General features: G+C 38.3%; 17 protein-coding genes. 10 read left to right on the top strand and 7 right to left on the bottom strand.

Features of this window, described 5'->3' with window-relative positions; genetic code table 11:
• The 4 genes from ACEN33_RS09280 to ACEN33_RS09265 all read right to left on the bottom strand — a co-directional run.
• A partial coding sequence (locus ACEN33_RS09280; RefSeq protein WP_407094931.1) for a hypothetical protein occupies window positions 1-120 on the bottom strand: 120 nt, incomplete at its 3' end.
• Window positions 121-892: 772 nt separating this feature from the next.
• Entirely contained in the window at window positions 893-1,126 is a 234-nt protein-coding gene (locus tag ACEN33_RS09275) for a heavy-metal-associated domain-containing protein (protein ID WP_138405136.1), read from the bottom strand.
• A gap of 80 nt (window positions 1,127-1,206) precedes the next feature.
• Entirely contained in the window at window positions 1,207-1,500 is a 294-nt protein-coding gene (locus ACEN33_RS09270) for an iron-sulfur cluster repair di-iron protein, ric (protein WP_407094928.1), read from the bottom strand.
• A gap of 21 nt (window positions 1,501-1,521) precedes the next feature.
• Window positions 1,522-3,423 (bottom strand): heavy metal translocating P-type ATPase, encoded by a 1,902-nt coding sequence (locus tag ACEN33_RS09265; RefSeq protein ID WP_407094930.1) that lies wholly within the window; start codon window positions 3,421-3,423, stop codon window positions 1,522-1,524.
• Between the two features lie 152 nt (window positions 3,424-3,575).
• Here ACEN33_RS09265 and ACEN33_RS09260 point away from each other — a divergent pair, with 152 nt between their 5' ends.
• The 7 genes from ACEN33_RS09260 to ACEN33_RS09230 all read left to right on the top strand — a co-directional run bounded on the left by ACEN33_RS09260 (window position 3,576) and on the right by ACEN33_RS09230 (window position 10,058).
• A complete protein-coding gene (locus tag ACEN33_RS09260) occupies window positions 3,576-4,286 on the top strand; it encodes a Crp/Fnr family transcriptional regulator (protein ID WP_407090574.1) in 711 nt (236 codons plus the stop codon).
• 102 nt (window positions 4,287-4,388) lie between these two features.
• Window positions 4,389-6,269 (top strand): heavy metal translocating P-type ATPase, encoded by a 1,881-nt coding sequence (locus tag ACEN33_RS09255; RefSeq protein ID WP_407094926.1) that lies wholly within the window; start codon window positions 4,389-4,391, stop codon window positions 6,267-6,269.
• Between the two features lie 60 nt (window positions 6,270-6,329).
• Window positions 6,330-7,076: a threonine/serine exporter family protein gene (locus ACEN33_RS09250; protein WP_407090572.1), complete on the top strand. Its 747-nt coding sequence runs from the start codon at window positions 6,330-6,332 to the stop codon at window positions 7,074-7,076.
• 11 nt (window positions 7,077-7,087) lie between these two features.
• Window positions 7,088-7,549 carry a threonine/serine exporter family protein gene (locus ACEN33_RS09245; protein WP_407090571.1) on the top strand — a complete coding sequence of 154 codons (462 nt, stop codon included), beginning with the start codon at window positions 7,088-7,090 and terminating at the stop codon, window positions 7,547-7,549.
• A gap of 306 nt (window positions 7,550-7,855) precedes the next feature.
• Window positions 7,856-8,053, top strand: coding sequence for a helix-turn-helix domain-containing protein (locus ACEN33_RS09240; RefSeq protein ID WP_407090570.1), 198 nt, complete (start codon window positions 7,856-7,858; stop codon window positions 8,051-8,053).
• Between the two features lie 410 nt (window positions 8,054-8,463).
• Window positions 8,464-8,646, top strand: a complete 183-nt coding sequence (locus tag ACEN33_RS09235; protein WP_407094925.1) for a hypothetical protein — start codon at window positions 8,464-8,466, stop codon at window positions 8,644-8,646.
• A 68-nt stretch (window positions 8,647-8,714) separates the two neighbouring features.
• Window positions 8,715-10,058 carry an FGGY family carbohydrate kinase gene (locus tag ACEN33_RS09230; RefSeq protein ID WP_407094924.1) on the top strand — a complete coding sequence of 448 codons (1,344 nt, stop codon included), beginning with the start codon at window positions 8,715-8,717 and terminating at the stop codon, window positions 10,056-10,058.
• Between the two features lie 115 nt (window positions 10,059-10,173).
• Here ACEN33_RS09230 and ACEN33_RS09225 read toward each other — a convergent pair whose 3' ends face one another.
• The gene (locus ACEN33_RS09225; protein WP_407094923.1) at window positions 10,174-10,833 is read right to left on the bottom strand and encodes a TlpA family protein disulfide reductase; all 660 of its coding nucleotides are present in this window, start codon (window positions 10,831-10,833) and stop codon (window positions 10,174-10,176) included.
• Window positions 10,834-10,841: 8 nt separating this feature from the next.
• Entirely contained in the window at window positions 10,842-11,507 is a 666-nt protein-coding gene (locus ACEN33_RS09220) for a cytochrome c biogenesis CcdA family protein (RefSeq protein ID WP_407094922.1), read from the bottom strand.
• A 197-nt stretch (window positions 11,508-11,704) separates the two neighbouring features.
• Here ACEN33_RS09220 and ACEN33_RS09215 point away from each other — a divergent pair, with 197 nt between their 5' ends.
• Window positions 11,705-14,071: a phosphoketolase gene (locus ACEN33_RS09215; protein WP_407094921.1), complete on the top strand. Its 2,367-nt coding sequence runs from the start codon at window positions 11,705-11,707 to the stop codon at window positions 14,069-14,071.
• 123 nt (window positions 14,072-14,194) lie between these two features.
• Here ACEN33_RS09215 and ACEN33_RS09210 read toward each other — a convergent pair whose 3' ends face one another.
• Window positions 14,195-14,500, bottom strand: a complete 306-nt coding sequence (locus tag ACEN33_RS09210; RefSeq protein ID WP_407094929.1) for a type II CAAX prenyl endopeptidase Rce1 family protein — start codon at window positions 14,498-14,500, stop codon at window positions 14,195-14,197.
• A 659-nt stretch (window positions 14,501-15,159) separates the two neighbouring features.
• Between ACEN33_RS09210 and ACEN33_RS09205 the strand changes: the two genes are divergently transcribed.
• Window positions 15,160-16,329: a nucleotide sugar dehydrogenase gene (locus ACEN33_RS09205; RefSeq protein WP_407094920.1), complete on the top strand. Its 1,170-nt coding sequence runs from the start codon at window positions 15,160-15,162 to the stop codon at window positions 16,327-16,329.
• A gap of 160 nt (window positions 16,330-16,489) precedes the next feature.
• The gene (locus ACEN33_RS09200) at window positions 16,490-17,389 is read left to right on the top strand and encodes an SDR family oxidoreductase (RefSeq protein WP_407094919.1); all 900 of its coding nucleotides are present in this window, start codon (window positions 16,490-16,492) and stop codon (window positions 17,387-17,389) included.
• Window positions 17,390-17,581 lie beyond the last annotated feature (192 nt).

Below are 17,581 nucleotides of genomic sequence, written 5' to 3'. Positions count from 1 at the left end.
TGGGTCAAGACCCAATGATAAAAATATATCCTTGGGTTTGTGGCCTTGTTGAGATAAACAATAAAACTCCTGTTTAAATGCATCACCATATTGAATTACATGCTCACTCACATTTTCTATATACGGTCATTGCTTCAATATTTCGACGACTTCTGGACTATATATTCCCATGATTACTCACCTTTCTTTTTGGTTCACTAAAAATTTCAACGTATGACGGATTGTCTACAAATATTTAGTCTTTATACCTTTGAGTCTACGATTATTATGACAGAAATAAACTTAGTTCACGAATGAAATGAGTGTGGCTCAGATTGTCCACGTTCATAGGACCAGTATAATTATTGCGGTTCGTCCTGAGTTGTGTGAACTCAAGCCAAATGGAGATGCGGTTTGTCCTGAGTTGTGTGAACTCAAGCCAAATGGAGATGCGGTTTGTCCTGAGTTGTGTGAACTCAAGCCAAATGGACTTGCGGTTTGTCCTGAGTTGGTCTAACTCAAGCCAAATGGATGTGCGGTTTGTCTCTAGTTGTGTGAACTCAAGCCAAATGGAGATGCGGTTTGTCCTGAGTTGTGTGAACTCAAGCCAAATGGAGTAGCGGTTTGTCCCGAGTTGTGTGAACTTAAGCCAAATGGATGTGCGGTTTGTCCTGAGTTGGTCGAACTCAAGCCAAATGGGTGTGTGGTTTGTCCTGAGTTGTGTGAACTCAAGTCAAATGGATGTGCGGTTTGTCCTGAGTTGGTCGAACTCAAGCCAAATGGAGATGCGGTTTGTCTTTAGTTGTGTGAACTCAAGCCAAATGAACCAGCCATTTGGCACAAGTCACCACCCAAACCCTCTACAAACAAAAAAGCATCCGGAATCTAACTTTCCGGATGCTTTTTTTATGTCTTAAGCTGCTTTGACAACTGATTTAATAACTGGGTAGCCCATGTCTTCAATGGCTTTTTCAATATCTGAGATTTGTAGTGCTTGGTCATCGAATTTCACTTTAACTTTACTTGAATTGAATAGGACTTTCAGACTATCTTCGTCAACACCGTTAAGTGCTTTAACAGCTGCTTCAATTTTTTGTAGACATGATGGACATGAAAGAGTTTCTAGAGTAATAATTCCTTGTGACATAATACATTCTCCTTTTTCTTTTTTATTCTATATATAGTTTAAGCTATTTTGAATGAGGTGTCATTGACGGCGGTCAAGTTTTAACTTAAATAAAGTGAATCGGCTTCTTTTAACATTGTGTAAACTGCAGCATAGGTTTCGCAAACATCATCAGGGATTGTATAGTTATCAGAAATTTCTCTAAGCGTTGTGAATTCTGTATTTAGATCCGGTTGTACCTCCCCAGCGGCTTGAGTTTTGTCTTGAATACGAACATAGATATCGCGAACATCAAAGGCTTCAGGGTGATTCTTTCCGTGTGCACGTGTGATGGCTGTAGTGTATAAGTCTAATTTCTCTGCGTTTGTGTTGATATAATCATTAAATTTTGTCATTTTTTATCCTCTTTCTTTTTCTCATTTTGCTGTTTGAGTAGCATTTTGTTTTGATTCCATTTTATTTGATGAATCTTTAAGACGGTATCTTAATAAGCGCATTCCATTGAAAATAACAACTAAAATACTTGCTTCATGGACTAACATTCCTATCGACATATTCATCCAGTTACTAAAGAATAGACTCGCAACTAAGATGGCAACAACACCAATTGCAATGATAATATTTTGTGTCATATTCCGAGCAGTAGCACGTGTTAAACCTAAAGCGTGTGGCAGGAGGCTGAAGTCTGAGTTCATTAGAACAACATCTGAAGTTTCGATCGCCACGTCGGTTCCGCTACCCATTGCAATTCCAATATCTGCTAAGGCAAGTGACGGGCTATCGTTTACACCATCTCCGACGAAAGCGACGATTTGACCTTGTTCTTGTAATTTCTTGATATGAGCTGATTTATCTTCAGGTAACATATGACCGTGCGCTTGAGTTAAACCAAGTTGTTTTGCCACTAAATCAACAGTACCTTGGTTGTCACCCGATAGCATGACTAAGTTTTTCACGCCGAAGTCTTTGAGTTTTTGTAGATCTTGTTTTACGCCTGGACGGATTTGGTCACGGATTCCCATGACGTATTTCACAACACCATCAACAGCTGTAATAACTATTGAGTTCCCATTTCTTTCAAGACGCTCAATATCCGCTTGCATCTTGCCAGTTAAAGAAATTTGTTCTTTCTCCATTAATGCAGGGTTTCCGACAGCGACACGTTTTTGGTTAATGTGAGCGACAATCCCGCCACCTTTAACAACATCAGTCTGGTCAATAGGTAAGAATGATACTGAGCCAATATCATTTAAAATGGCTTTAGCTAACGGGTGATCTGATTCATTTTCCACACTTGCTAAGTAACGTAGAGTTAAATCGTCGTCATCCCCGTAACTCAATCGTTCAGCGACTTCAGGATTCCCTACTGTGAGTGTTCCAGTTTTGTCAAAAACAATAGTATCAACGCGGCTGAAGTCGTGAATGACTTCGCTCCCTTTTAATAAGATACCGTTACGCGCGCCATTCCCAATTCCAGCAACATTTGACACAGGTACTCCAATGACTAAGGCACCTGGACAACCAAGAACTAGAATTGTGATGGCTAACTCAATATTTCGTGTGAAAATCCAAACGATAACTGCCAGGAGTAATACAATCGGTGTGTAGTATTTTGAGAAGCGGTCGATAAAGCGTTCAGCTTCTGACTTAGAGTCTTGTGCTTCTTCAACCATTTCAATAATTTTACCGAAAGTTGTATCTTCTCCAACTTTATCTGCACGGATTTGGAGTGTCCCATTTTCTAACATCGTTCCGGCAAAGACTTTCGAATTGAGTTGCTTTGTCACGGGAACAGCTTCACCAGTAATACTTGCTTCATTAATGTGGCCCTCACCACTGAGAACTGTTCCATCCACAGGCACTTTGGCTCCAGTCTTTACGAGCAAAGTGTCGCCTTCATCAACTTCATCCACATCAACCATTTCAAACTCGCCGCTGTCTGTTAAAAGTAAGGCGCTCTCTGGCGCCATATTGGTTAACTCTTTAATTGCTGAACGCGTTTGATTTAAAGTTCTTTGTTCTAAATACGATCCGAATAGGAATAGGAAAGTAACAATGGCTGATTCTTCATAGTTTTGAATTAAGAAGGCGCCAATAACCGCAATCGTAACAAGCACATCAATACTGACGACTTTTACCTTCAGGGCTTGATAGGCCTGAATAGCAATCGGTAGAACACCGAGAATTGAAGCAATAATGAAAGTAACATTGAATAATATGGCATTATTCAAGACAAAGTGACTAAAGAAACCAATTGCAATTAAAATTCCACTGAGTAAAGTAATGAGCTTTTTTTGACTCAAAATATATCTTTGTATATTTTTTTACCTCCAAGTAATATTTGTTTGCCTTACAAATACTAGTATAGAGGGGCTTGCAAAATAAAGAATTGACCGACATCAAGATTTCAAAAAGAATTAGGTGGTATACTATCTATAAAGAAAAGAGTATATATAGGAGGAAGCAAATTATGAGTCAACACCACCATCACCACCATGAACCCGGAAACCATGCAGCTTGCATTCGCCTCGTGCCGATTTTTAATCATTTAGAAGACGATGCGATGGATAAGATAGCAGAGCGAGCGACGACAAAAGTGTTTAAACGAAGTGATTATTTATTCCGAGCGCAAGAAAAAGACGATACCTTATATATAGTGAATCGAGGGAAAGTCCGAATCTTTCTATTATCTGAATCAGGAAAAGAACAACTAATTCGCATTCTACACCCCGGAGATTTCATGGGAGAGTGGACGATTTTCAACCCTGGCGGCGTCCACGAAGCCTATGCGCAAGCAACTCAAGACACTGTAGTCTGTACGATTGGTCAAGCAGATATCCAAGCGTTCTTAACGGATTACCCAACCATAACAATGAAACTACTCGCAGAAATGTCGCAACGGCTTGAAAGTTCAGAAAGACAAACGGTTAAAGTGGCCGAAGACCAGGTCGGAAACCGATTGATAATGTTTCTAGCTGAAAATGTAGTAGGCCCAGCTTCAGAACAAATCATTGAGTTAGAAATGACGCGAAAAGATATCGCTTCATACTTAGGAACAACACCAGAAACAATCAGTCGAAAATTCAAGGAACTTGAACAAGCAGGGTTAATCGAACAATTAACGCCCAAGAAAATTAAAATAGTCGATGTAGATGAATTATTACTATATAGCGAACAATAAATTAATGGTCCAAACACCCTAAAAGACGACATTCTTAGGGTGTTTTAGTGTATAATAGATATAAGGTATAAAATTTTGTTATAAGAAATGGATGTGTTAAAAATGATGTCTTACATTTTAAAACAACGTGAAGGTCAATTTCTGTTAATCGGTACTATTTTACTAGTGTTAGGTTTTATTTCATTTACGAATCCAGTTTTAAGTCGCCTGTTCTTTTATGCAGCAATCTTTTTCTTAGGTTTCTTTGCGACCAAGGATGCGGTCATTGAAACTTTAAAAGATAAATCACCGAATGTCGATTTATTAATGGTACTCGCTGCTATTGGTGCTTTGTTGATTGGTTATGAATCTGAAGGAGCGATGCTCCTATTCATCTTCGCGGGTGCAGAATTCTTAGAAGATTTCGCAATGAATAAATCGACTAGAGCGATTGAGGAACTCATGGGGCAGGTGCCTGATACAGCCCAATTATTAAAGGAAAACGGCGATGTCGTTGAGGTGCCAACGTCTCAGTTAAGCGTTGGAGAAGTTGTTGTGGTAGCGAAAGGGGCTCAACTACCCATCGATGGCTACCTTGACCGAACAACAACTGTCAATGAAGCGGCTTTAACAGGGGAATCCTTACCAGTCGAGAAAGACAAAGGTGAAGAAGTCTTTGCGGGGACAATTAATGAAGGGAATTCTATCTACCTCACAGTCAGTAAAACAAGCAAAGAAACCGTCTTTTCAAATATTGTACGAATGGTTGAAGAAGCTCAAAGTCGTCCGTCGCAAATATCGCGGATTATTGACCGACTCGAATCAAAATATGTCATTGGTGTCTTGCTTGCAGTACCGGTATTTATCATATTATTAATGCTGATTGGATCAATGTCATTTCAGGATGCCTTTTATCGCGGGATGGTGCTACTCACAGTTGCCAGTCCGTGTGCATTAGTAGCCTCAGCCACACCAGCAACTTTATCGGCGATTAGTAATGGGGCTAAGAATAGGATTCTATTCAAAGGTGGGGCAGCGATGGAAGCCTTGAACACCATGGATATTTTACTTTCTGATAAAACGGGGACGTTAACGTTTGGAGAATTCAAAGTGGTGGACTATCAAGTGCCCGAACGGATTCTGAAAGAAGTCGTCTTTATGGAACAGACGTCTAGCCATCCGATAGCGGAAGCCATTAGTACATCATACAGCGATTTATCCCTCGATAGCGTGGACCAAAATGAAATGGTTGAAGAGATTGTTGCCGTCGGTATGCAAAAAGGCGATATTGTCGTAGGGAAACCGTCTTACTTTGACACATTTAATGATCCCAATGGTTACCGTAAGCAAATTGAACAAGGCTATACAACGATCTTCGTTGGTCAAGGGCAAGAGATTGTCGGCTACTTAGTACTAGCAGACCAATTGCGCAGTGAAGCAAAATACGCTGTTAGACAATTTCAAAAAGAAGGAGTCGACGTACAACTTATTACCGGTGATAATCCCAAAGTGGCGAAACTGGTTTCAGACGAAGTCGGCATTAAATCATTCCAAGCATCCTGCTTACCCGAAGATAAGATCAAACGCGTGCAGATGGAACATCAAGCGGGCCACGTCGTTGGGGTGATTGGCGATGGTATTAATGATGCGCCAGCGCTTGCCGGAGCGGATATTGGTATTGCGATGGGTTCTGGTTCTTCTGTTGCTATGGAATCGGCTGACGTTGTCATTGTTAAGAATAACTTAGCCAAACTTTTCTATAGTTATGAACTTAGCGGGAAATTGAATCGCATCATTAAACAAAACATCCTCTTCTCAATTTCTGTGATTGTGATACTTGTCATATTAAATATTATTGGAATTCTTGACTTGCCGATGGGAGTCGTCTTTCACGAAGGATCAACAATATTAGTCATACTTAATGGCTTACGTCTATTGGTGGAGAAAGATACCCAAGAGAATACGCATCAGGAATCAGTGGAAGTGACCTCTCTTAAAAATTAATGCGAGTTCTAATGCAAGAATTGGATTTTATGTTATCCTTTATACTAAGAGGTGATCTTGATGGATAATAAAAATTTACTGCTAAAAACAACCTTACTTGCAGGACGAATTATGATGGAATCGGGTTCAGAAGCCTATCGTGTAGAAGATACGATGCAAAGAATTGCAAAAAATAGTAAGAAATTCGACACGGAAAGTTACGTGACTGCGACTGGGATCTTTATGAGTATTAATGATGAGTCGACGTCTCAAATGACTCAAGCTCGCAATCGTTCAATAAATTTAGAGAAAATTGATGCAACAAACCGTTACTCACGTATGTATGCTGAAGGTGAAATTTCTTTAATTTATTTGTATAAAGTACTGCAATCAGTGGATTTACAAACACCCGAATTTAACAAATATTACCGAATGCTTGCAGCAGGTTTAGCGAGTTTATCATTAATGCTTTTATTAGGCGGTGCATACAGTGATGTTTTAACGGCTTTTATTATCGGGTCACTGGGTTACTTCACATCTAACCGTATTTATGTTCGAACAGAGATGAAATTCATCAATGATTTAATAGCATCTTTCTTAATTTCGATTACCTCAGTGCTATGTTACCGAATGGGGTTTGTCGCTAATTTGGACAGTTTAATTATCGGTTGTATTATGCCACTCGTTCCCGGTCTAGCTATCACTTCCGGAATGAGAGACTTATTCGAAGGGCATTTACTGACCGGTATGGTTCGTGTAGTGGAAGCAATTTTGATCTCTACGGTCATCGGTATTGGTATTGCGATGACTTTACAATGGTTTTCTTAAGGAGTTAGCGAATGACTGAATTTATTGAACAAATTATCTTTAGTTTTATAGCCAGTGTATCTTTTGGAATTATATTAAATGGTCCTCGAAGAGGGGTTTTCTTTGGGGGGATTGCTGGAACCTTAGGCTGGGTGAGCTTCTGGGCGATTAACCGTGCTATTGACGATTTAGCGATTTCGAATTTTGTTGGATCCGTTGTGATTGGTTTGATCTGTATCGTCTTGTCTAGAAAATTACGACTACCAGTCATCACTTTAAACACACCAGCTATTGTGCCACTTGTCCCCGGAGGAGCTGCTTATATGGCCGTTCGCTCGGTCGTGGAAGAGAATTACATGGCCGGTGTAAACTATGTGATGGACGTGTTATGGACTGCAGGTGCTATTGTACTTGGATTCATGGTCGTTAAATTAATTGAAAATGAAATCACAGCCAGACGCCTTAAAAAACAAGAAAAATTGAAGAGTATATAATCAGAAACCTCACTAGAGTGAAATACTTTAGTGAGGTTTTTATTTTGACTTGGGCTTATCTTAGGATTATTTTATTATGCAATTAAATCCGGTAGAAAGAGGTAATGACAAGACTTCGAAATAAGTTCCCCTTCTTAGTAGAAAATGATAGTTTAAGAAAATCCTTACAGAACCCTTTGTAAGGCATACACTTTACTTAGAGCAAAAAAAATAAAATCTTAATAATACTTTTATAAAGATTGTTAGAATGGTAGGTGAAGAATTTTTAAAAAACTAAATAAAGAAATTAGAGAGAGTCGAATATATATGAATCATATACAACTAAATAATTTAGAGTTACAAATTGTGCAATTTTTATTTGAACATGAGAAACAGTTTGTCCCAAGTAAAGAAATTACTCAAAAAGCTGACGTATCTGACAAGACAATTAGAAAATACATTAAGTCTTTGAATAATTTGTTAAAAGACTTTGGAGCAAGTATAGAAATGAAACTCAGAAAATGACCTTTGAAGAATCAGTTTTTCTCAGTGTTACTACCGACCGTGAACGCTTTGTGTTGAATGCTTTCTTTCAGAAAATCAATGAGTTAAACAAGGAAAAGAAATTAATGTTTTCGACATCAATCCTAATATGTCTGAGATATATTTGGATGACAAACTGACTTATATCGCTTGTATTCAGGAACTTTTAGTAGTAAAAAAGTAGAATATTGTCTTTCTACTATTACCAGCTAGAGAGCCTACTAATGCCACAATGAATGATTTAAAAGGAATCTTAAAAGAAGCCGACATCGAGATTGATTTTTACCCAGAACTTGGAAGTGGATATTATTAAAATAGTCCATAAGGGGATTGAATATGGTATGATGCTAGTAATCGCAGAAGGTTAAGAGCTTTATTGGAGCTAGGGTTCGGTGATCGAATCTGCATTAATGGATAATATTCATGAAGAGTTAGCGAAAGATACGCAACTCACACAATTTAATCAGAAAGTGCATGCCTCAGGCGAAGCGAAATGGATGGTTGGCGAAGCATTACAAGAAGAAGTCCCAACACCGGTTATTTCTTTATCACTAATGAAACGAAATGCGTCATAAACGGAGCTACCATTCTCAAACCAAGTCCTATCAGCCATGCGCTATAACTTTGGGGGGCATAAGGAATAGTGAGCGAATATATAGCAAGTGTCGACATCGGTACAACGAATATCAAAATTAATTTATTTAATTCTGACTACCAAGTTGTCGATATGGTGAAATACCCACATTTAAATATTAATCAAGACGACACGATTTTTGAAATGGATTTTGAAGAAATTTGGGACAATGTGTTGGATGGCATCAAACATTTAATTATCGTAAATGAAGTAGAGCAATTAGAAATCATCCTCACAACAGCCATGCATAGTGTTCAGTTAATCAATGAGGACGGTACGTTATCAGGAGGCGTCTTGACTTGGGCAGATACTCGCGGGGCTGAAATTATCGAGCAACAAAGTGAGGAAGCATTAACGATTCAGTACAACCGAACTGGAACACCCATCCACAGTATGAATCCTTACTTTAAATTAATGAGTGTATATGAAAAAGGTAAGCGCATTGGATCTCTAAAAGATTTACTATTCTACCGATTAACAGGTGAATGGGTGATTGATATTAGTAATGCTTCAAGTAGCGGATTATTGAACTTAGAAAGTTTAACATGGGATGACTTATCATTGTCTGAGATTGGGTTAGAGGTGAATCTTCTGCCAAGAATTGAGCCAGTAGATTACACTGTGCGGGCCTTTCCGACTCTTTTTGACGCAAAGGTTTCGGTGACTATTGGGACTTCAGATGGAATATCTTCAAACTATGTCTTTAATGATTTGGAAGATATTGCTGTTCTATCAATTGGAACAAGTCACGCAGTGCGCGTCATTAATAAAGAACCGCAATTAAACTATCAATACCAAAACTTCGCTTATAATATTAAGGAAGGTCAATATTTAATTGGATTACCAAGTAATAACGGGGCCGATGTATTGTCTTGGACGAATAAAGTTTTCAATAGTAGTTTCGAAGAATTGAATCTAGTTGCAGCAAAACGTCCACATACGGAAAGTATATTTGTGCCATATCTAAACGGAGAGCGGGCGCCCATATGGAATGAAGCAGCAACGGGGAACTTATTTGATATCACTCGGGTGAGTTCAAGGGAATCGGTCCTCTACTCAATTATCCTTGGAATGATATTCAATATAAAACACAACGTTAGCGTCTTAGAAGAACTTACTGACTTTAAAGCAATCGGCTTAGTGGGTGGTGTGACAGAACTTGACGCATTCCCACAGTTGATTTCGGATATCTTAGGTTATAAATTATACATTCCAGTTATGAAAAATGCAGAAACGCTGGGCAGTATCGCAGCCGTTAAAGATATTGAACTACCGAGGGAGTACCGTATTGTCGAACCTCGATTTGGTCAAAGTTATGATGCGTTGTTTAAGAAGTACTTGGAGAAAAGGTAGAATTAAAAGAGAGTCGGGCTTTACTCACGCCAAACCGTGTATCCATTTGTCGCAAGTTGCCCCAACTCAACAAAAAACCATCTAGTCTAAACATCAGAGACTAGATGGTTTTTTATTATGATACTTTTGCGATAAGTTGCTTTAATTTAGCAGGTGAGACTTGGCCTCGCACGACTTCAATCACTTCGCCATCAGCATCTAACAAAGCTGTGAGGGGTAACATGTTCGCAGCGAATTCGATTTGATTGCTTGCGTTATTGTCGAAGTAGATTGGCATAGACAAGTTCATCTCATCAGCGAACTCTAAAGCTGCTTGTTTCGTTTCTGTTGGGCGACTTTCTAAGGCATTCAACATAACAAAATTAATATCTGATCCGTGTTCTTGATAAGACGATTCAAAGTAAGGCATCTCGTCACGGCACGGCGGACACCAAGAAGCCCAGATGTTTACAATAGTTGGTTTGCCAAGATTTTGTGAGAGTCGAATAATATCACCATCACTATCAGCGTAAGTTGTTGATGGACCTTGCCAGACTAGCTGGCTTTCGCTCTCTGATTCAACAGACTCCTCAGAAACTTCAGAAACTGACGTAGAGTTGGTAGGTGCTTCCTCACTTTCGCTACTTGATTCAACTGATTCGACAGATTCGACAACTAAGTGTTCTTCGGTCAAATCCTCTGAGACAGCAGGACTGTCGAGGTTGCTTTGATAGATAATAAAAGCAAAGGCAAACAGGGCAACAAACCCGATTAAATATAGATAGATTTTTTTCATAATTACTCCTAACTAAGATAGATTAAAGCCATTTCCAACCAACCGAACATCGTTGAAATCCCCATAAAAATTAAAAATAAAGCGGACACAGTTTGAATGATTCGGTAATGTTGTTTGAACCACGTGAGTACGTGGTTCATTTCGTTAAGTAATAAAGCACTCAAGATAAAAGGAATGCCTAAGCCAAAAGAAAAACTCAATAATAAGGTCACTGACTCAAGGTAAGAGCTAGAGGTTGCGGCATACGAGAGGGCACTAGCTAGAAAAGTCCCGACACAAGGTGTCCAAGTAAGTGAGAAAATCATACCAAACACAAAAGAGTTCGATTGTTTTAAAGAACTGCCAGGCATAATATTCAATCGATTCATAATTGGGTTCCCAAACAGATAATCAATTCCAAGGAGTATCATAAACGACCCCGCAATAAAATGAATCAGTGTGCGATTAATTAGTACAAACCGCCCGATTGTTGTGACGAATATGCCCATTAGTATAAAGACAATCGTGAAACCTAGGACAAAAAAGATAGCTTGAAGTAGAAGAGACGTTTTTTGCTTGTCAGAATCTTTGTCTGTCTGGCCGGTTAAGTAGGCGATATAGATTGGAAGCATCGGCAGTAAACACGGTGAGATAAAGGTAAGAACACCTTCAACCCCTAGTAATAAATGTTGCACTCAATCGAACTCCTTTCTAAAGTAACAATTACATTCATATAAATATTAGCACAGCTCTACGGGAAAATTAAGAAGAATACGTGTTTAATTGGTTAAGAAAGTGAGAAAAACATCTAAATCATAGTGAAAGTTGAATGTTATGCATTACTAAAAATGTATGCTATCCTAAACCTATCAAAGGAAAGGGAGCTAAAAAGATGGAACATTATGACACGAAAGAATATCTTGCAAAAGTTGATGCATGGTGGCGAGCAGCAGATTATTTATCAGTCGGGCAAATGTATTTAAAAGCTAATCCCCTTTTAAGAGAAAAGTTAAAACCAGAACATTTGAAAGTGAATCCGATTGGTCATTGGGGAACAATATCTGGGCAAAATTTTATTTATGCCCATTTAAATCGCGTGATCAATAAGTATGATTTAAATATGTTTTATATTGAAGGTCCAGGACACGGTGGGCAAGTGATGGTTTCCAATTCGTATTTAGATGGAAGTTATTCTGAAATTTATCCAGAAATTACTCAAGATGAGTCGGGGATGCAGAAATTATTCAAGCAATTTTCATTTCCAGGAGGTATCGGATCGCATGCGGCACCGGAGACCCCAGGATCAATTCATGAAGGCGGAGAGTTAGGATACTCACTATCACATGGCACTGGCGCGATATTAGATAATCCAGAAGTTATCGCAGCAACGGTAATTGGTGATGGAGAAGCAGAGACAGGGCCACTAGCAGCAAGTTGGTTTGCTAATGCCTTTATTAATCCAGTTAATGATGGAGCTGTGTTACCCATTCTCCATTTAAATGGCGCGAAAATTGCGAATCCGACCTTATTAGCGCGTAAATCTGATGATGATCTTGAAAAGTATTTTCAAGGAATGGGTTGGGATCCTGTCTTTATTGAGGGAGATGACCCTAATATATTGCATCCGCTGATGGCTGAAAAATTAGATGGAATTATTGAAAAAATTAAACTCATTCAGAATAATGCGAGAAAGCAACCTGCGGAAAAAGCACATATGCCAAATTGGCCGTTACTAGTTGTCCGGACTCCAAAAGGCTGGGGAGGACCAGAAGTGTGGGAAGGTAAGCAAATTGAAGGGAGTTATCGTTCCCATCAAGTTCCGATTCCTGTGAATCAAAAAGAGTTTGAACATGCTGATGCCTTAGTGGAGTGGCTTGAGTCTTATAAACCAGATGAATTGTTTGATGAGTCTGGTAAATTAAAGGATGAGATTGCTGAAATCAGACCAACTGGAGATGCCCGAATGGCGAAAAATCCAATTACTAATGGGGGTATCAATGTTCAAGCATTAAACTTACCAGACTGGAAAGATTATACTTTATCCAATAAACACCCCGGTTCAAAGCAAGCTCAAGATATGTCAGAGTTTGGGAAGTTTGCGCGTGATATTGTGCAAGCGAATCCGAATAATTTCCGTATATTTGGGCCTGATGAAACAAATTCAAATCGATTGAATAGCGTCTTTGAAGTGACGCAACGTCAATGGCTTGAAGGTGTGGATGATGTGACAGATGAAGATATCGGTGCAGTCGGGCGAGTAATCGACAGCCAACTTTCCGAGCATCAAATGCAAGGAATGTTTGAGGGATACACATTAACTGGCCGTTACGGATTCTTTGCCAGTTATGAAGCATTCTTGCGGGTGGCTGATTCGATGATTACACAACACTTTAAATGGATTCGTAAAGCGAGTCTCTATGATTGGCGACGACCTTATCAGTCGCTCAACTTAATATCATCGTCAACAGTTTTTCAACAAGATCATAATGGATATACACACCAGGATCCTGGGATTATTACACTAGTGGCAGAGAAAAAACCAGAATTTACGCGAGTATATTTACCAGCAGATACTAACGTATTACTCGCAACAATGGATAAAGCGTTTCGTTCGCAACACTTAATTAATTTAGTAGTGAGTTCAAAACATCCACGACTTCAGTTTTATTCAACTGATGAAGCTGAAGAAATAGTTAATAAAGGGTTGAAAGTTATTGATTGGGCTTCGACAGTGAAACCAAACGAAGAACCCGATGTAGTCATTGTAGCTGCCGGAAGTGAACCGAATTTAGAAGCATTAGCATCAGTACAACTATTGATGGAGCAATTTAAAGATTTGAAGATTCGCTTTGTTAATGTTGTTGATTTACTTAAATTACGTTCTCCTAATATTGATCCGCGCGGGTATAGTGATGAAGAATTTGATGGAATTTTTACTAAAGATAAACCAATATTCTTTGCTTATCATGGTTTTGAAGGTTTAATCCGAGACATTTTCTTTTCGCGTTCGAATCACCAAGTATATATTCATGGATACCGTGAAGAAGGTGACATTACGACACCATTCGACATGCGTGTCTTGAATGAATTAGATCGTTATCATTTAGCTAAACATATCGCAACGGTTGTAGTAGGGGAAGATGCGACTGAGTTTTCACAAAAGATGACTGAGAAAATCAACTATCACCATGACTATATACGTGAGCATGGTACTGATATGCCAGAGGTTCTTGAATGGAAATGGACCGGGCTAGAGTAATAAATAATAAATTACCGCTTCAGATTGCATTAGTGCAATTCGAAGCGGTATTTTTTTTTGTGATTCAGCAAGTTTTTGAAAGGTGCCATTTTAGGCAACGGCTACTTATTTTCATTCTATCGATTAGATAAGTCCAGCAGATAAGATAAAGATAGCCAACCCATGTGAAATAGTTGCGGGCGCTAAGCCGTATCTTTCTGAAATATAAGCACAAACTAAACCTTCATACAAAGTGAAAATAATAACCCAGAATCCTAGATTAGTGACTGTGATTGCTAGAAAAGTATGACCCAACGCAAAAATTAAGCCTGATAAAGCAATGGATTTATTTATACCAACTTCTTGTTTAAGATAGTTTTGTAAAAATCCACGAAATAATACTTCTTCAAGTAAGTTGCCAAAAAGCGCTAGGATTAATAAAGGAAGCAGTAAATGAAGGGCAACCTCACCTCCACGATCTGTAATAGGGATTGACAGATAGGCAACATGAATGGGATAGCGATAAGTAAAGCTGCTAAAGCACCAATAAATAGAGATCGGGACTTAGAGTTTGTTTTAAACCAAATGAAATTGGAAGTTAAGTGTCGATTTGAAAAATAAATTAGAAGAGTCACTAATAGAGAAAGCAACCCTATCGTAATCAGAATAAAAGCATCATCAATAAACCTCAGCCACAAGACATTACCATTCACTCCAAATACCCATACGTTAAGGGGAGTCATCGCATCCCGCATTAATATAAAACCAAAGATCAAGTTGAATATTTTTAAGACAGTCATATCTTTAGGGATTATGAGATAAATCGCAACAACCACAATTAAACCAGGGAATAGTCTAAGAAAATAATCCAGAAGTAGCAGCATGTTAGACCTCCTATGACATTATTATATTCAGTATATAGTATCGCAGGAGTGAATACACTTGGGAAGGAGTGGGGATATGATTGATTAATAGTGGAAGGGAATTTCATTGCCATTTAGTGGTCTATTTTTTTACTCTCATCCCCCCCAAAAAAACCTCCTCATCTGTTATAATTAGCACATATCGAAATAAAGTTTAACTATTATTAGCGACAAGGAGAACTAAATATGAATATAACAGTAGTAGGCTTAGGTTACGTTGGGCTATCGAATGCGATTTTGTTAGCACAGAACAACAACGTCCGTGCCTTGGAGATTGTTCAAGAGAAAGTTGACTTAATTAACCAAGGTAAGTCACCCATCTCTGATGAAGAAATTCAAAAATACTTATCTAGTAAAGATTTAACGCTTGAAGCAACCTCAGATAAAGAATATGGCTATGGTCATGAGCCTGAATTTGTCGTTGTCGCAGCACCTACAGATTATGATGATGTGAAGGATCATTTCAATACGGTTGCTTTAGAAAGTGTCATTAAAGACGCACTAGAGTATGCGCCAAATGCAACAATTATTATTAAATCAACCATCCCAGTAGGATATACACGTCGTATAAATAAACAATTCAAGACGGATAATATTATTTTCTCACCAGAATTTTTACGTGAAGGGAAAGCTCTTCTAGATAATTTATACCCATCAAGAATTATCGTTGGGGAAAAATCTGAACGTGGGCAAACTTTTGCGAATTTGATGTTAGAAGGTGCTATTGCTGACGATGTTAAAGTCTTATTGATGGACGCAACTGAAGCGGAAGCAGTGAAATTATTCTCGAATACTTATTTAGCGTTACGTGTGTCATATTTTAATGAGTTGGACACTTATGCGGAAACTAAAGGATTGAATACTAAAGCAATTATTGATGGGGTAAGTTTAGATCCTCGAATTGGTGATTACTACAACAATCCCTCTTTTGGTTACGGTGGTTATTGTTTACCAAAAGACACAAAGCAATTATTAGCAAACTACAAAGATGTACCAAATAATTTAATACGTGCAATCGTTGATTCGAATGCAACTCGTAAAGGCTTTGTAGCGAATCAAGTTCTAGCAAAAGAGCCTAAAGTTGTTGGGATTTATCGTTTAGCTATGAAGACAGATTCGGATAACTTCCGTCAGGCTGCGATTTTCGATATTATGAGAGAAATGCGTGCTGAAGGGGTTGAAGTGATTATTTACGAACCGAGCTTAAATGCTGTCTCTTTTGAAGGGTATCGAGTCCTTAGTGATATTAATGAATTTAATCTAACTTCTGATGTGATTTTAGCGAATCGCATTTCTGAAGAAATTGAGGAAGTACGTGAGAAAGTTTATACAAGAGATATTTATAACGAAAATTAATTTTGATTTAGCCATTCATTTCAATAAGAAGTGAATGGCTTTTATTTATGTAAAGCTCATACCATGAGTTTCACTTATTATATAGTAGTAAGCAGATGTTTAACGGACAAGAATTCATCATGTTATTATTAAATTATCTTAGCAAAGGGAGGACAATATAATGACACACAACAATGAAGATCCGAGAAAAAAATATTATACAGACGGTTTCTCAGAGAAAAATGAAGATGTCGCAAAGTCACCAGCGCTACAAAAAGATATGAAACCAGTCCCTGATTGTGGGGAAGAGTCATACAAAGGTAAAGGTCGTTTAGAAGGACGGCATGCGTTAATTACTGGTGCAGACTCTGGAATTGGTCGGGCAGCGGCAATTGCTTTTGCACGTGAAGGTGCAGACGTTGCATTTCAGTATTTTCCAGGAGAAGAACCAGACGCAGAAGAAGTTCGCGAATTAATTGAAGCAGAAGGACGAAAAGCGCTGTTAATTCCAGGCGACTTACGTGAAGAAGGCGTAGCAACAGAATTAATCAACAAAACTGTCGAAGAATTCGGTGAGATTGATATCTTAGTACTGAACTCTGGTCAGCAAATCGCCCAAGCAAAATTAAGCGACTTATCAATGAAACAAGTAAATGATACATTCAAAGTGAATATTATTAGTATGTTTGAAGCGGTTAAGGCGGCTGAGAAACACTTGAAAGCTGGGAGCTCGATTATTACTACAACTTCCGTACAAGCAACAAACCCATCCGCATCGCTATTAGATTATGCTGCAACAAAAGGTGCGATTTCTAACTTTACGGTAGGTATGTCTAAGTATTTTGGAGAAAAAGGGGTGCGCGTGAATTCAGTGGCACCAGGACCAATTTGGACGCCGCTTCAGTTAGATAACGGAAAACTTGAAGGAGACTTAGAAACATTTGGTCAAACTGAAACACTTGAACGAGCAGGACAGCCCGTTGAATTAGCGGCTGTTTACGTGTTTTTAGCTTCAGAAGAAGCAAGTTATGTCACAGGCCAAATTTATGGTGTGACAGGTGGACAAGATATTAGTTTATAAGATGTTTATATATAAATTAAACTTAATATAATACTCTGAATAAGGAAAGTTACTTTGTTATATTTATCCTGAATAATTCATACTTTTAAATATTGAGTTATTCTAGTCGTTATTTTTCAATTTTGGATCACTTTATCGAAATTAAAATATTTTAATCGATTTTCTAAGCTAAAGAAAAACTTTTTAGTCTCA

The organism is Ruoffia sp. FAM 24228, assembly GCF_045528575.1.
Taxonomy (GTDB): domain Bacteria; phylum Bacillota; class Bacilli; order Lactobacillales; family Aerococcaceae; genus Ruoffia; species Ruoffia halotolerans.
The sequence above is the reverse complement of the archived record's forward strand: the minus strand, read 5'-3'. Positions and strand labels throughout refer to the sequence as shown.

Excerpts from the sequence above, each read along its gene's own strand:
- ACEN33_RS09215 (WP_407094921.1), top strand. The coding sequence starts at position 11,705 with ATGGAACATTATGACACGAAAGAATATCTTGCAAAAGTTGATGCATGG.
- ACEN33_RS09275 (WP_138405136.1), bottom strand. The coding sequence starts at position 1,126 with ATGTCACAAGGAATTATTACTCTAGAAACTCTTTCATGTCCATCATGT.
- ACEN33_RS09270 (WP_407094928.1), bottom strand. The coding sequence starts at position 1,500 with ATGACAAAATTTAATGATTATATCAACACAAACGCAGAGAAATTAGAC.
- ACEN33_RS09255 (WP_407094926.1), top strand. The coding sequence starts at position 4,389 with ATGATGTCTTACATTTTAAAACAACGTGAAGGTCAATTTCTGTTAATC.
- ACEN33_RS09205 (WP_407094920.1), top strand. The coding sequence starts at position 15,160 with ATGAATATAACAGTAGTAGGCTTAGGTTACGTTGGGCTATCGAATGCG.
- ACEN33_RS09240 (WP_407090570.1), top strand. The coding sequence starts at position 7,856 with ATGAATCATATACAACTAAATAATTTAGAGTTACAAATTGTGCAATTT.
- ACEN33_RS09200 (WP_407094919.1), top strand. The coding sequence starts at position 16,490 with ATGACACACAACAATGAAGATCCGAGAAAAAAATATTATACAGACGGT.
- ACEN33_RS09260 (WP_407090574.1), top strand. The coding sequence starts at position 3,576 with ATGAGTCAACACCACCATCACCACCATGAACCCGGAAACCATGCAGCT.
- ACEN33_RS09250 (WP_407090572.1), top strand. The coding sequence starts at position 6,330 with ATGGATAATAAAAATTTACTGCTAAAAACAACCTTACTTGCAGGACGA.
- ACEN33_RS09245 (WP_407090571.1), top strand. The coding sequence starts at position 7,088 with ATGACTGAATTTATTGAACAAATTATCTTTAGTTTTATAGCCAGTGTA.
- ACEN33_RS09225 (WP_407094923.1), bottom strand. The coding sequence starts at position 10,833 with ATGAAAAAAATCTATCTATATTTAATCGGGTTTGTTGCCCTGTTTGCC.